This window comes from Sphingobacterium chuzhouense, assembly GCF_014692525.1.
Lineage (GTDB): Bacteria > Bacteroidota > Bacteroidia > Sphingobacteriales > Sphingobacteriaceae > Sphingobacterium > Sphingobacterium chuzhouense.
In genome coordinates this window covers 39,725-54,380 of record NZ_JACNYL010000007.1, presented here as the reverse complement: position 1 = coordinate 54,380, position 14,656 = coordinate 39,725, and the positions used below count along the sequence as shown (strand labels likewise).

The 14,656-nt window shown below is 44.2% G+C and carries 8 protein-coding genes; all 8 read right to left on the bottom strand.

The features are described from left to right. Positions 1-62: 62 nt before the first annotated feature. On the bottom strand, positions 63-1,550 hold the full coding sequence (locus H8B21_RS20220; protein ID WP_190315673.1) for a sodium:solute symporter: 1,488 nt from the start codon (positions 1,548-1,550) through the stop codon (positions 63-65). A 9-nt stretch (positions 1,551-1,559) separates the two neighbouring features. After that, positions 1,560-2,375: an N-acetylmuramic acid 6-phosphate etherase gene (gene murQ / locus H8B21_RS20215; protein ID WP_190315672.1), complete on the bottom strand. Its 816-nt coding sequence runs from the start codon at positions 2,373-2,375 to the stop codon at positions 1,560-1,562. Positions 2,376-2,476: 101 nt separating this feature from the next. Next, positions 2,477-4,342: an outer membrane protein assembly factor BamB family protein gene (locus tag H8B21_RS20210; RefSeq protein ID WP_190315671.1), complete on the bottom strand. Its 1,866-nt coding sequence runs from the start codon at positions 4,340-4,342 to the stop codon at positions 2,477-2,479. Between the two features lie 20 nt (positions 4,343-4,362). After that, the gene (locus tag H8B21_RS20205) at positions 4,363-5,832 is read right to left on the bottom strand and encodes a glycoside hydrolase family 10 protein (RefSeq protein ID WP_190315670.1); all 1,470 of its coding nucleotides are present in this window, start codon (positions 5,830-5,832) and stop codon (positions 4,363-4,365) included. Between the two features lie 64 nt (positions 5,833-5,896). After that, entirely contained in the window at positions 5,897-7,324 is a 1,428-nt protein-coding gene (locus H8B21_RS20200; protein WP_190315669.1) for a DUF4623 domain-containing protein, read from the bottom strand. Positions 7,325-7,355: 31 nt separating this feature from the next. Next, positions 7,356-9,170 carry a RagB/SusD family nutrient uptake outer membrane protein gene (locus tag H8B21_RS20195; protein WP_190315668.1) on the bottom strand — a complete coding sequence of 605 codons (1,815 nt, stop codon included), beginning with the start codon at positions 9,168-9,170 and terminating at the stop codon, positions 7,356-7,358. A 21-nt stretch (positions 9,171-9,191) separates the two neighbouring features. Further along, positions 9,192-12,656, bottom strand: a complete 3,465-nt coding sequence (locus H8B21_RS20190) for a SusC/RagA family TonB-linked outer membrane protein (protein ID WP_190315667.1) — start codon at positions 12,654-12,656, stop codon at positions 9,192-9,194. A 235-nt stretch (positions 12,657-12,891) separates the two neighbouring features. Continuing rightward, entirely contained in the window at positions 12,892-14,655 is a 1,764-nt protein-coding gene (locus tag H8B21_RS20185; RefSeq protein WP_190315666.1) for a RagB/SusD family nutrient uptake outer membrane protein, read from the bottom strand. Between the last annotated feature and the right edge of the window lies 1 nt (position 14,656).

Sequence of the window (14,656 nt, the reverse complement as noted above, 5' to 3'; positions counted from 1 at the left end):
AAATATACCGAATGTAAAGTGAAAAAGAAAAAAGCCAAACTAAAAAATATAACAAATAGAATTTAAATGGCATTCTTCTCTTGTGGCAGCTTTCCTGGTGAAGTCACCCACATCATCAGGAATGTCGTCAACCCATTATAAACAATTAACTCAAAACCAATTCGATAGCTGGTATAAGGAACGATATAATAGGTATTTAGCAGATACCATATAATCGGCGACAAGATACAGAAATAAGGCACCAGATTATCGTTCACTCTATTTCGGGTCAAGATACCGAATGCAAATAAACCTAACAATGGGCCATACGTATAACTAGCCGCCGTAAAAATGGCAGTCACTACGGAATCATCGTTCAACAGCCGGAATACCAAGATAACTAATAGCATCACTACACTAAACGCGAAGTGCACTATATTTCGCTTTCTAACCAGCGCTTTTGCATTCGGATCCTCTGCCTTATTAAAACCAAGAAAATCTACGCAATACGATGTAGTCAATGCGGTGAGTGCAGAGTCGGTCGTTGCGAAAGTCGCAGCAGTCAGCCCCATCATAAAGATGACTCCCGCCGCTATAGACAAATGGTTCAGCGCTATCTCCGGATAGAGATAATCCGGTGTACGAAGCATACTGATATCAATTCCTTTTTCCGCCACATAAATGTAGAGCAACGCACCAACTGCCAAAAAGAATAAGTTGATAACAACAAATATCCCCGTAAAAGTAAGCATGTTTTTCTGTGCTTCGCCAATTGTTTTCATGCTTAGATTTTTCTGCATGAGATCCTGATCGAGCCCGGTCATGGCAATCGTCACAAATGCACCACCAATAATGTGCTTCCAGAAATGATTTCGATCTCCCAACAAATCTTCCCAAACCACAATCTGCGAATAAGAGCTCTCTTTCACCCTCTCAAATGCATCTAAAACAGAAATACCTAAGCCGTCCGCCATAAAATAAATCGATAGGATTACCGCTAAGAGCAGACAGAATGTTTGGAACATATCTGTAATGATAATCGTTTTAAGCCCCCCTTTATTGGTATATAACCATATTAAAAGCAGACAACCGGCTACTGTTATCCCGAAGGGTATATTCCAGGCATCAAAGATGAATTGTTGAAGAATAATCGCGACCAAGTATAATCGAAAAGCGGATCCGATCGTCCGGGAAACCAAGAAAATCATAGCTCCTGTCTTGTAGCTCCTATGTCCCAACCTTTCTTCCAAATAGGTATAAATGGAAGTGAGGTTCATCCGATAATAAAGTGGCAATAAAACGTAAGCTATTACCAAAAATCCAAGTGCATTACCTAAAACAAATTGAAAATAGCTAAAATTCGAGACACCTACTGCGCCTGGAACAGAAATGAAAGTAACCCCCGACAGCGCCACACCGATCATCCCAAAGGCGACCATGTACCATTTCGAATTTTTATTTGCCACAAAAAATGTAGCATTATCAGCAGTTTTACGGGATGTGAAATAAGATACGCTCAGTAGTATACCAAAGTATACAAATAAAAACATCAATAGTGTAATTGGAGACATTTTTGAGTTTTAAGATTTTAAAGATTGATAACTTTCGATAGCTTTACGCACGTTGCCATAACGCTCCAGCAGTGCAGAGGCTTCATCTTGGTTGAGCCCTGTCTCTTCCATAACCATCCGCACCCCTCTAGCAACTAATTTGATATTCGACAATTGCATATCAACCATTTTATTTCCTTTTACGCGTCCCAGTTGAATCATCACGGAAGTACTCAACATATTGAGCACCAGCTTCTGTGCCGTGCCTGATTTCAGTCGTGTGGAACCCGTAACAAATTCAGGCCCAACAATAACTTCAACCGGGTATTGCGCTTCTTCCGCAATTGGTGAATTACTGTTGCAAACGACACAACCCGTTACCAACCCCTCCGCGTTTGCTCGTCTTAACCCACCGATGACATAAGGCGTTGTTCCAGAGGCAGCGATGCCTATTATCACGTCATTCTTATCGATATCGTACTCTTCCATATCTTTCCAAGCCTGTTCCATATCATCTTCTGCAAACTCCACAGCTTTACGAATGGCAGTATCTCCACCAGCTATTAACCCGATTACCCAATCAAACGGAACCCCGAAAGTTGGCGGACATTCCGAAGCATCCAAAATTCCTAAACGGCCACTAGTTCCTGCGCCTATATAAAATAAGCGCCCTCCTATTTTCATTTTCTCGACCGTAACCTTCACCAATGCTTCCAGTTGCGGAATAGCTTTCTCTACAGCTAATGGCACGGTTTTATCCTCTTTATTCATGTTGGTCAATAACGCATTGACTGACATTTTATCCAAGTCTTGATAGTTCGACTCCTTTTCCGTAACTCTTACCATTTAAATTATTCTATTACTTCCAACACAAAAATGCAAATTCTAAACCAAAACACGCACAAACATGCACAAATACTTTAAAATATCCAATTTGTCTATGTTTTTTATCTCTTGTTGAGGTAAAGTTTTAATGTCACACCATCCATCGTGGAGATAATTAGATGGTTAGATCCCAAAACAAATATAGGATTTATCATCGCATTTGAACATTTATACTGCCATAAAACTTCTCCGGTCTTCACATCAATACCGGAAAGAAGTCCCGAATGGCTCGGCACAAACACTTGCTTACCATTGGTAGCTATGCCAGAGGGCGTTAGCTCGTACGGCAGCTGTAACGCTGAACGCCAAGCAATATCCATACTATCCGCAGCAGTGGATATACCAAGCAGGTTTCCATCCATAGTTTTTACATACACATAACGTCCATCTTCCGAAAGCCCCATCGACTCTCGAACACGAATGGTGTCATTTTTTTCCCGCCAAACCACCTCTCCTGTCGCAGCATCCAAACAGGTCATATAACGATCTGGAGCGACAATAAAAATACGGTCATTCGTTGCTACTGGATAGCATGCTGCAGCCGAGAACATGCGGTTTTTATGCCCATTATCCCAAGACCATTGCAACTTGCCGCTCTTTTTGGACAATGCGTAGAATCCGTTTCCCCAGTCTCCAAATACCACGTTATCCTTATACAACGTCGGTTTCCCAGAAACATACCCTTGAAGTTTATTGAAAGTCCATTTGACTTTTCCTTTTTTCATATCTATTGCACGGAATGATCCATCAGAACCACCCACAAAAGCCACTCCTTTTTCGACTACCGCACTGCCCAGCACCGCCTTGTCCGTTTTTATCTGCCATTTCAAGTGCCCATTTTTCGCATTCAGACCGTATATCGTTCCATCTGAAGAACCAACAACCACCGTATTCTTCCAAACCGCGGGCGTAGCATAAACTTTACCTCCCGTTTGATAAGCCCACACTTTCTTTCCTGTGTTTATATCAAGCGCAAAGACCTGTCCCTCGGTATTACCTGTTAAGATCAAATCCCCATAGCTCGCCAATCCCGCTCCCAAATCAGCATCATCTTGAAATCGCCACATCTCTTGTACACGATTAGTATACTTATCATTTACAGAGAAGTCTGGCCGCTTATAGGAAACGGCAGTTTGATCAAAATGGTGGTTCTTCAATGGCACGTGCGTCCAACTTGCTTCGGTTTTCCATAGCGGCCTGCGCACGGTATACGTAGCCGTTCCATTTTCAATGGAAATAATATTGTAACCGCCAACAGAATCCTTTGCCCGCAAATTGGAACGCCCCATGACCCCTGGTATCCCCTCCCAATTGTATACACTGTTATTATGCCCATGTCCACACATTGCCAATTGCACATTCCTTTGTTTTAAACGGTCTATTGCTTCATACCAGTTATTCAAGGAAGAGTCTAACGGATAATGGTTAATAAAGATCAGTGGGGTTTCTTTATCCGGATTCGCCTTAAGTACCGAGTCCATCCACACTAAGTTCTCTCGAGGTATCTGCCCCGGACTCATGCGCATGTTAGGTCCTGATGTTGTTCCCATAAACATATAACCTTTGTGACGGAAGAAGAACGTCTCATCGCCAAATACCTTCCTAAATGAGTTGGCACCACTTTCTGACCAATTGCTGTCGTGGTTACCGGGCAATACGTATAAAGGTAACGAGAGGCTATCTAAAATCTGCTTTGCCAGGGCAAGTTCGTCATCCGACCCAAACTCTGTTACGTCTCCCGATAGGATGACAAAATCGATATCGCTTTGTTGGTTAAGATCCCGAACAGTACGCCTTAAATCCTCTGCACCGGTTGCCCCGCCTACGTGGGTATCCGTTACCTGTGCGAATTTAAAGGGTTGCTGGGCAACACAATACCCGCATACACTCCCAAATATGCAAACCAGAATAGTGATTATCCACCTCATTATCGGATGTCGTACTTTTGTTAATATTCCACGGTTTCAGATGCCGCACTTTCTTTATTATCCTTGTTCAACGCTGTGACACAATAATAGCCGTTCATGGATATCGTCAAGCTGTTTTGATCGGTAATAACGACCACTTGACCTGTTTTCTTCAGATCGTCCGTATAGTAAACGACAAAACGTTCATTATTATTTTTATCCCATTTCAATATATTACCTTCCACCTTCACATTGGCAACCACCGTTGGATCAGCAGCAGAACTCCTCCCTATAAAAGGCATCACGGCAGGATTACTGTATAAAGCGGCTATCTTATTCGTTATCCCGATTTTATTATCCATCACAGATTTAGCGCTATACAATACGCTACCCACTGCTTTTGTATCTTTCCGGGTCAGTTCGAACTGCCGTTCGAGTTCGTCAGCAGACTGAAAAGCTGCTGGTTGTGCTGCATCACCGAATTTATAAATAGCGTGACCAATGACCAACGCTGCGTCATAACTATTCTGCGACCAGTCTGCCAGGTTCGCCTTAAAATCGTTCGAGCTGTTTCCAATCTCTTGATACAGCTGTGGGATGAGCAGATCCAACCATCCCTGTTGACACCATTTTGCTACATCCGCATACAACGTATTGTAATTGTAGTTCTTACTGGCGGCAGGTGAAACAGAAAACACAACGGCCGGCTTTGTAGCGACAATAGCCTCGTGTACCTCCTGAATAGCCTTATCGACATTGCCTCGACGAAAAGCTTCTATCGAAGCATATTCCGATCCGTATTGCGCATAGTCGGCAACATCAGAAACCATCGTTCCGGCACTTGTAGGATCCGGGTAAAAGTAATCATCAAAGTGGATACCGTCGACATCGTATTTAGCCAGAATATCCCGGATAATATCCACCAAGCGTGTCCGTACTTCCGGTACAGCCGGGTTATATATCTGGATTTTTTCGTGATTCACGACCCAGTCTGCAGAAATGGAACTGTGCAATGTCGGATAATTTGCTCCGGCATTTGCTCTCGTGGCGATACGGTATGGATTCATCCATGCATGAAACTCCATTCCCCGATCGTGCGCTTCGTCAATTAGAAATTTCAGAACATCATAACCGGGATCTTGTCCGCGCGTACCCGTGATAGATGCTGCCCAAGGTTCGTAAGGTGAATTATAAAACGCATCGCCCATGGCTTTCACCTGAAAGAATATGGTGTTCACTTTTAGTTCCTGAAACTTATCCAACATGGTAGTGTAAGCCTGTTTCTGCTGGGCTTCTCCATAAACACCAATCGGCCAATCTAACCCCCACGCGGTAGCAATCCAAACTGCCCGCATTTCGTTTTTTGGCAATATTATTTCCGTTGCCGGATTATCGTCATCATCACCTGGTTTTGGGGTTGGTTTTGACGGCTCCGGACGGTCTTTGTTACAGCTGTGCAACAGCAGTGCAAAGCTCAAAGCCAAAATACTTAATATTTTATTCTTCTTCATTCGTATATTTTTAATAGCAAAGGAAACTTGCCTACCCACCGTAGACGAGCTCCTTTACACGTTTCTATTCTTCTTCCAATTGTTTTTTTGGCACCTCTATAATCACAAAACCGGCGTCCGTAGCAGCGGCGAATAATTGTAGCACACTGTCATTCCCTTCTCCATCTTTGATGACTTTAAATCCTGTTTGCGAAGCCGGAGCGCCATTGGGAATCGTCGACAAGTTGTACTGATATACGGGCTGCTTATCAGTCTGCTCAAAATTAGCCAATGCATCGGCGACACTGCTTCCTTTTGTAATATTATATAGATAGAGCGTGGAGACATCACCCGGACCACGCGCCACAGATATCATCATCAAGTAGCGTTCGCCGTTGAACTCAATCACGCGTGCATCCGAACCTTTTGGAATAGACGAAGCTCCCAAGGAGTAGGATATCGAACCCCCGGAGCTGATCACAGAAACCGGCTGCGTATTACTGGTAATGAGATAGGTCTCGGTATTCCCTATTTGAAGATAAGAAGACCATTGTCCATAGGTGAACGGGACCGAAAGTACCGTCGGTTCTGTAATCTGCGAATAATTAGAAACTTTCAGCCGTAAAACTGGACCGGTGTCACTGATGTAGAAAATATAGCCGTTTCCGTTCTGATCCAAATTGAATGACACATTGTCCCCATGTCTCGTGCCTGCTCCCGGAACGGTAGCCATGTTAATTTGCGTAACCTCCGGTAATTGGGTCGGATCCGTCCAATGATAAATCTTCAATGGCGAAGCAGCCGCACCAGAAATATTTGCTACATAGGTATGACCATTAATCTGCGCTCCTCCAGAAACGACAAGCGAACCGGCAGCAACATTCCCGACATTCAGATTAATCCGGTTAATAGTATTATTTTTCAGATCACTGACTTTCAATAAGTGTGCGTCGGTGACCGAGAAGCCTGACCTGCTGACGATGAGCACATGCTCTCCGTCAAAGCCGGTACCCCGGGTTAGCTGACCTGTAAATGTAGCGTATATCGGATTTCCTTGTGGATTTGAAGAATAGTCGTATATCGTTGGCGTGCTGAATTCAGCGCCAAATACCGGTACGTTTAAACGGAGTTTTACCAAGTATTCCCGATATCGTGGTTCGTTCTGAACTTTCACCACGATTACTTTTTCGGTTTTTCCCTCTTCAAACACAACCGAATATGTTTCTTGGTCTAGTTTTGCACCATCCGAAAGTGAAGCTTCAAAACGCAGATGTTCAAAATCCGTTAGCGTATCCAATCGTGGGAAAGAAACTTCTTTTGTTACCTCATTGATGGTTCCTTCCACAACCCCGTTACCAGCCTCGCCGACATTGACGATCTTAATTGCTTTCAGCTCCGTCATCTGCGATGTGGTATCCATCACACCGGGTAAATCATCCTCACAAGAGAACAAAACGCTCAGCAACAAGGAACACATTGACCCGATTGCTGCTATTTTATATAGTGATTTCATACGGTACATTTTTATTGATTAAACTTTAAAATTAGTTCTGTGGCCACCCTTCTGTCTGTTTCAGCACATAACCTTTTAATTCATATTCGTCCATTTGTACGAGCCCTACCGGAGTAAGATAGGGATTGATATTGGCTTGGTTCAAGAATGGTAAACGTGGGTTATTATTTTGATGTTTGTAGAAGCCTTTCATTTCAGCATCGTTAGTACCATTGTAGACCGTTTCTGTACCATCTTTATCCACAACCGCGAATACACCGATATTTTTTGCATCCAACTCGTTTGGAAGCTCCACTGGAAAATCAACCCAACCTCCAGACAACAAATCCGTATTTTGTTCGTTATCCATATACTCCAACTTCGACCAACGACGGAGATCAGCCAAACGATTTGTTTCGAAAACAAATTCCAGACGACGTTCCCGACGTATTTCCCACAGTAAAGGAGATACGCTTGGGTCTCGATCCGGATCAGTCGGTAAAGCATTGAGCAATAAATCCGGTAGATTTTCTACCCCTCGGGATTTCGCCTCCGCTGCCACCGGGCGCTGACGGATCTTGTTGATTGACTTATTAATATCATCCTGCGTTACTGCAGCGCCCCCCATACTAGCCAATTCCGCTTTCGCCTCGATCCAATTCAGCAATACCTCTGAATAACGCAATATCGGTGCATCGGTTTCATTCCTATTCGACGAAAACTCGGTAGGCAGCCCGTTACCTGTTACAACAGATTCTTCCGCCTCCCGTGAAAAATATTTGGTCACGTAAAACAGCGCAGATCTGTTCAGTAGATTAGGTTTGCTGAAAAAAGTAGCTTCAAAGCGAGGATCACGCGACTGGATCATACTGGTCAAATCAAATTCGGACGCATTCGCTACGGCCGAATTTCCCCAAGTCTTACCATCGGTACACAGATAGGCTTTCAATAAATCTGTCGTTGGGCCATTGTTGGTCGACTCCGACAGGTTGCATTGGGAGGCAATAGCATGCGTCACCCCCAAAGCTGCATCGTAACCTCTGTATAACACCATATCTTTATTACCTTTTAAATCTTTGGAGGTAAATAAAGATTTATAATCGGTCACGATATCGTATTTACCACTGCTGATATCGATCTGAGCCGCCTCTATCGCCAGTTCATAGAACTTTTTTGCTTGCCCGGGGTTATTGTAGTAATATTTCTGCCAGGAAGCCTCCGTTAGTGCCAGCCTGGAAATAAATCCTGCAGCGATATATTTATTCAGTTTTTGATCGTCTCCATCATTCGTTCGAATATTTTCCAGCACATATAGCCAGTCATCATAAACATGATTCATTACTTCATTGCGTGCTGTCCGAGGTTTATAAAGCTCCTCTAAATCGGTATCAAACAGCTCAAAATCATAATACGGCACATCACCATAACTCTGCACCAGTTCGCAATAACGGAAGGCCCGGAAAAACTTACCGACAGCTGTCCAGTGCGCCTTTGCTTCCTCGCTAAGGATACCGCTCATACGGGTTTCAATGCGATCCAACATAATATTCAAAGATCGAATATTTGTGTAGCTCCATATCCCCGAATTGGGCACGGATCTGGTAAAATTGGCTTGATTCCCCAGACTTACCACGTCATCTGTGTTAGTAGATGACGTCATGGGAGCCGTTCCGTAATTGAACGCAATACCATAACCATTAAAAAAATCAGCGTAATATTTATCGGCATACATCCGCAGCTTCTCTTCACTTGTCCAACCATTGGTATTATCATCCAGTGCGGTCAGCGGTGGTCGGTCTAAAAACTTATCGCAGCCAGAGAATAATAATATCAGGACTGCATATACCGCTATATAATTCGTTTTCATAACTTTCATCAATTTAAATCATTAAATACCTATTTGAACACCAAAAGAAGCCGATCTAAACGTTGGGTTTGACGTGCCTGTCCGACCTAGATTGTAGTTATTATTGCCATCATCTTTCAACATCGAATATCCCGATATCGCTTCCGGATCGATAGGTAACCCACGGAGTTTGTCGAACGTGAACATATTTTCCAGCGAAATAAACAGCCTCGCGCTAGATAGCTTTGCTTTTTGTAAGAAAGATTGCGGTACCGTATAACCAAAGGTGATGTTTTTGATACGGAAATAGGCCATATTCAGCATATAACGGGATTGTGCGCGCATCACATATCCTTCATTAGCACCGTTTAGGTTCCAGGCTCTCGGATAGAACGCATCCGTACGATCCGGCCGCCAGTAATCCTCTGCAATGGCTTTCGGCATAGCGCCCTCTTTAGCAAAATAACCCGGAATAGCTAACTGGCCGGAACCCCAAATCTTCCGTTGCCCTACACCTTGCGCAAATACCGAAAGATCGAAACCTTTCCAGTCGGCACCTACACGAAAGCCATACTGATAGCGCGGTGTAATATTGCCGATAACAACACGATCGCCAGGCTCACCGTTTGTATTCTTGCCTGCATCGATATAACCATCGCCATTTATATCTACAAATTTTATATCGCCGGGACTGATGAGCATTGTTTGGTTGCCATCTTCAAAGTAAGTCTGGTAAACCGGATTATCACCCGCCAACACATTGGTCATCTTACCGGTACCATTGTATATGATATTCGTCTGTACAAAATCACCGTTTCCATCATACACAAAATCCTCGGCCTGAAACAAGCGGTCGGTTACAAAACCGTAGACATCCCCGTAGCGTCTGCCGGTAGAAAAGGTCGTTCCCAACAATCGGTCTTCCCAAGCATCATTCCAATCCGCACCTTTTGTGGTAAACGATGTCGCATCCGATATATTTGCCATAACATTTAGTCCTATACCATTTGTAAAACGATGATTAAAATCCAATTCCAGTTCCCAGCCGCGGGTACGCAGATTGCCATAATTTCCTAGTGGTGATCCTGTACCTAATGTTGCAGGCGGAATCACCCCCGGTACGATCATATCCTTTGTCTCTCGCTGAAACCATTCAGCCGTAACGCCCAGTCTATTCTCAAAAAAACGTAAATCTGCACCGACGTTCAGATGCTCAATACGCTGCCAGGTCAGTCCACTACCTACCAGACGCGGGGTGCCAATGGTGGTCAGCTTATTTCCGCCAGCAAGCCAGTTCGATTGTCCAGGCAACATCTCTGGCATATATAGACCATTATCAATAGATTGATCCCCGATAGAACCCCAGGAAGCCCGAATCTTAGCGAAGCTCAAAACCGGATCAAGGGGCTGCATAAACTCTTCTTGCGATAGCACCCAGCCTCCCGAGAACGAGGGGTACCAGCTCCAACGCATGTAGTCTGGAAAAAGGGATGAGGCATCATAGCGAAGATTAGCCTCCAACAGGTATCTATCCCGGAAAGCATAGTTTATCCGACCGAACATGCCGATCTGCGAATCCCATCCACGGTCACCACCAGTTGTCATCACACCATTGGTATACGTGAAGTTCGGATTATCACTATTGAAGACACCAGTTCTATTAGACCAGTGAGATTTAAAATTGTAGGCAGTTAAATTCGTTCCTAACATAAACTTGAATTGATGATCCTCCGGAAGCTCCAAATTATAGGTAGAATAGGCATTCAGCGTATGTTTTCTGCGGAAATTAGAGTTCTGGTCAAAGTAACTGGCAGACGGCAGCACATAATCCGTCATCGGAAACTCATAAGCGATCATGCCATCGCCTGGATTAGCGACCGGATTTCCAGACTCATCTACATAGATCGTCCTGCCATCAGCGTCTTTCATTTCGTTTACACCGTACCAGTGTGTTCTGGCTTGAAGCGGTACCGTTGCAGATTCAAAATCATAGTTTTCCGTACTATGCGAATAATCTGCCTGTACATCCCAGTTCTTTGTCAGATTGATAGTTGTCCCTATATTAAGATTTAAGTACTTCTTATTATCAATGGCGTCTTTGGATGTTTTCGCCGTCCAGGCTGGATCGATCATATCATGACCGTCTTGCTGTACACCGATCGGGAACAGTAAGCTCCAACGATACAGATACAACCAAGGATCGGCACCGAATCCCGCCGAATTGTTGGAATTCGGATAACGTTTTGTTCCGTCGGAGTAAATCAGTCCACCACGCATCGTGATTGCCTCATTGACTTTAGTAGACACATTGAGTGTACCATTGTAGCGTCTAAAATCGTCGTGATTGGCGGGTTTCATCATTCCCTGCTGTCCGAGATACCCCATATTGATATTGTAATTGGTATTACCTGTTTTACCACTCAAGCCCAAATTATGTAAATTCGAAAACGGATTGTCTTTGACCATGGCCGCCACTGGATCATAAATTCGGTAACCGAATTTCTGGGTTCCATCCCACCACCAATCGCGACCATACACCACGGGATCATCGTTACCGACGACACCACCATATTTCGTTTGCCACTCGCGGATTTTTTCGAGACTGTTACGGTCCACACGCCAGAAACCACCTGCAGCACCGGCTGCATTCATGTTTTCGTGGGCATCCACGGTATATTCCAATCCGGCTATTCCAGCCATTTCAATATCCTTAAAAGGCTTCTGCCACGAAAGGTTATTGGAATAGGTTATGGTGTTCCTATCGGTTTTTGCACCTTTCTTCATGGTAATCAAAATGACCCCAAAGGCTGCTTTTGCTCCATAAATCGAGGCCGAAGCCGCGTCTTTGAGCACCGATATGCTTTCGATATCGCTGGGATTAATCATTTGGATACTGGGTACCTCGACGTTATCCACTAAAATCAATGGATTGCTTCCACCATATTGGGACCCCACTTGTCCGCGGATTTTCATGATTGGGTCAGAACCTACCTCGCCACTGGGAACAACCACCGAAAGACCAGGAACAACCCCCTGCAACCCCCGACCAGCATCTGAAATCGGACGTCCACCCATAGCTTTTTCCACATCAACAGAAGAAACTGCACCGGTCAAATGTGCTTTCTTCTGTTGACCATACCCCACCACCACGACTTCTTCCAGAGAATTATCCTCCACCTGCAGTACCACATTCACGGTACCGCTTGACACGACAATGTCTCTGGATTGATACCCTACATAGCTGAAACGCAATGTTGCACCTATCGGAGCCTTAATTGAAAAATTTCCGTTGTCGTCCGTAAAAACAGAGGTCGTTCCACCTACTATGCTTACGGTAGCTCCACTGATTGCTCCATCAGCACCCGTGACCCTTCCCTTAACGATGTCTTGAACCACATTGTCCAATAGCAAGGGAGTTGCTCTCGCAGTCAGATATCCTTCCCTTGCAACGGCCCCTGTCGTCGCAATCAACCCTAAAGCAACAGAAAATAATAGAGATTTTCTCATAGCTAGTTAGTTAGTTTGTTTTAATAATGATTACTTCATAAGGTTTACATATTGCGTATTTTTATATAAATTAAAATAAAAAACGCTAAAACCTGCACTAATATAAATAACAATATTAAAAAAACAAATTTTTATGCCTCTTTTGTTTTGTTTTTGTCAGAATTAAAAAAAACACGCACAAAGGCGTGTTTTTATTATAGCATGCAAAGTTTGACCTAACACTTGCTTAATGAAGCTATTCTTCCGTCCATCCCGGGTTTTGCTTCAACTCAACACCATTACTTTCATAAAGTGAAATTTGATCTAAAGGTATCGGATCGAGATAAAATTTATCCTCCACCGTTCTTTTAATAGAGGCTGACGGTATTATATACCCCTCATTTGCACCATCTATTGTGATACCGTTCAACTGTTCAGACGTATAATCTGCTTTTACAATATAAGCTCCTCTATTGTTCGTTGGATTTTTATCTGTATCGGCGTATTCCAGCTTTTTCCATCGGCGCAAATCGTTCAGCCGAAGCCCTTCGAATACGAGTTCGGATCGACGTTCACGTCTTATTTCCCAGAGAAGGCTTGGAACACTTGGGTCACGGGCGGGATCGTCATACGGCGTCCCATTCACAGCAGGACGTCCGCCAGACAATTCTAAGCGCGGTAGGCCTACTCCGTTTCTATTTCGAAGAACATTGATACTTTTGTCCAGATCGTCCTGTGTTAATATCCCGAGTTCCGCCGCTGCCTCCACGTAATTCATAAGTACCTCGCCGTAACGGATAATGGGTGCATCGGTAATATTCAAGGAGCCGGTTCCCACGGTTTGATTCCGGAGGCTTTCATTCAGAAATTTCTGTACGGCATACCCAGAAAGGGCGAAGTTGCTCACTACATTCATCATGCGGAGTTGTGGCGCAATGGTTTGCTGTAAACGTCCGTCACGATCACGCAGCGCATTGGCTACCGTCCGGTCGTTTTCGTAAAGCGGCGATAGGCCAATAGGCAGTCCATCTGACAACAGGTAGCTATCTATTGCATTTTTGGACATCCCGGCCTGCGGTTCCAGGTTATTGTACGACATCGCGCTGTGCGACAAAATGCCTTCCGCATATTCTTTAAACAGGATAACTTCTTGGTTTCCTTTAAGTGACTCCGAAGCAAAGAGTCCGCGATAATTGTTGGAAACTGAAAAAGCACCACTCGTGATCACTTGCTCAGCAGCCCATTTCGCTGCTTCTAAATACTCCGTTGCTTTCGCTTCATCTATACCATGGTATTTCAACCAGGTTCCTTCAAATAGAAATACCCGGGACATAAAAGCCAACACCACATATTTGTTCACTGCCTGCTGTGTCGGCCCATCGCTGGCTCGTACATGTTCGGCAGCAAATTTAAAATCTTCCAACACTCGGTCCATAACATAAACCCTGGAGTCCCGCGGCCGATACAAATCAGGATCATCTTCCGTCAAAACCCGATCAATATACGGCACATCACCAAAAGCATTGACAAAATTCGCGTATTCTAAGCCACGGAAGAATCGTCCTATACCCAGCCAGTGGTTCTGTACTTCTTCATCGAGCTCTGCAATCGGCACACTATTGATGAAGTGATTAGCTTTACGGATACGGGAGTAATAAGAGCTTGCGCCTGTGGGGGTTTGGTTTGCAGGTACAACCGGCGACCAGCCTCCACCCGAGGTCGGCACGTTGATCACAAACTCGTCTACAACGATCTCATTCGGGCTTATCGATATAAAATCATCGTTGATAAACTGCCCGTCATAGAAAGTTCCCCTACCAAAACCACTGCCATATCCTTTGAAATAGGAGTTATAAAAACCAAAGGTATAGGTGCGGATGTTGTTTTCGGACGACCAGAATGCTGGATCCGTCAACTGATCTAGCGGATCTTTTGTCAAAAAATCATCGCCCAAAAAATCTTTAGAGCAGGATGTCATCGATAAAACACCTGCTATGGCTATATATTTAAGTAGTTTCATC

What these genes read in the sequence shown, in the direction of transcription:
- H8B21_RS20210 (WP_190315671.1), bottom strand. Translation starts at nt 4,342, where the DNA reads ATGAGGTGGATAATCACTATTCTGGTTTGCATATTTGGGAGTGTATGC.
- H8B21_RS20220 (WP_190315673.1), bottom strand. Translation starts at nt 1,550, where the DNA reads ATGTCTCCAATTACACTATTGATGTTTTTATTTGTATACTTTGGTATA.
- H8B21_RS20205 (WP_190315670.1), bottom strand. Translation starts at nt 5,832, where the DNA reads ATGAAGAAGAATAAAATATTAAGTATTTTGGCTTTGAGCTTTGCACTG.
- H8B21_RS20185 (WP_190315666.1), bottom strand. Translation starts at nt 14,655, where the DNA reads ATGAAACTACTTAAATATATAGCCATAGCAGGTGTTTTATCGATGACA.
- H8B21_RS20190 (WP_190315667.1), bottom strand. Translation starts at nt 12,656, where the DNA reads ATGAGAAAATCTCTATTATTTTCTGTTGCTTTAGGGTTGATTGCGACG.
- H8B21_RS20195 (WP_190315668.1), bottom strand. Translation starts at nt 9,170, where the DNA reads ATGAAAACGAATTATATAGCGGTATATGCAGTCCTGATATTATTATTC.
- H8B21_RS20200 (WP_190315669.1), bottom strand. Translation starts at nt 7,324, where the DNA reads ATGAAATCACTATATAAAATAGCAGCAATCGGGTCAATGTGTTCCTTG.
- murQ (WP_190315672.1), bottom strand. Translation starts at nt 2,375, where the DNA reads ATGGTAAGAGTTACGGAAAAGGAGTCGAACTATCAAGACTTGGATAAA.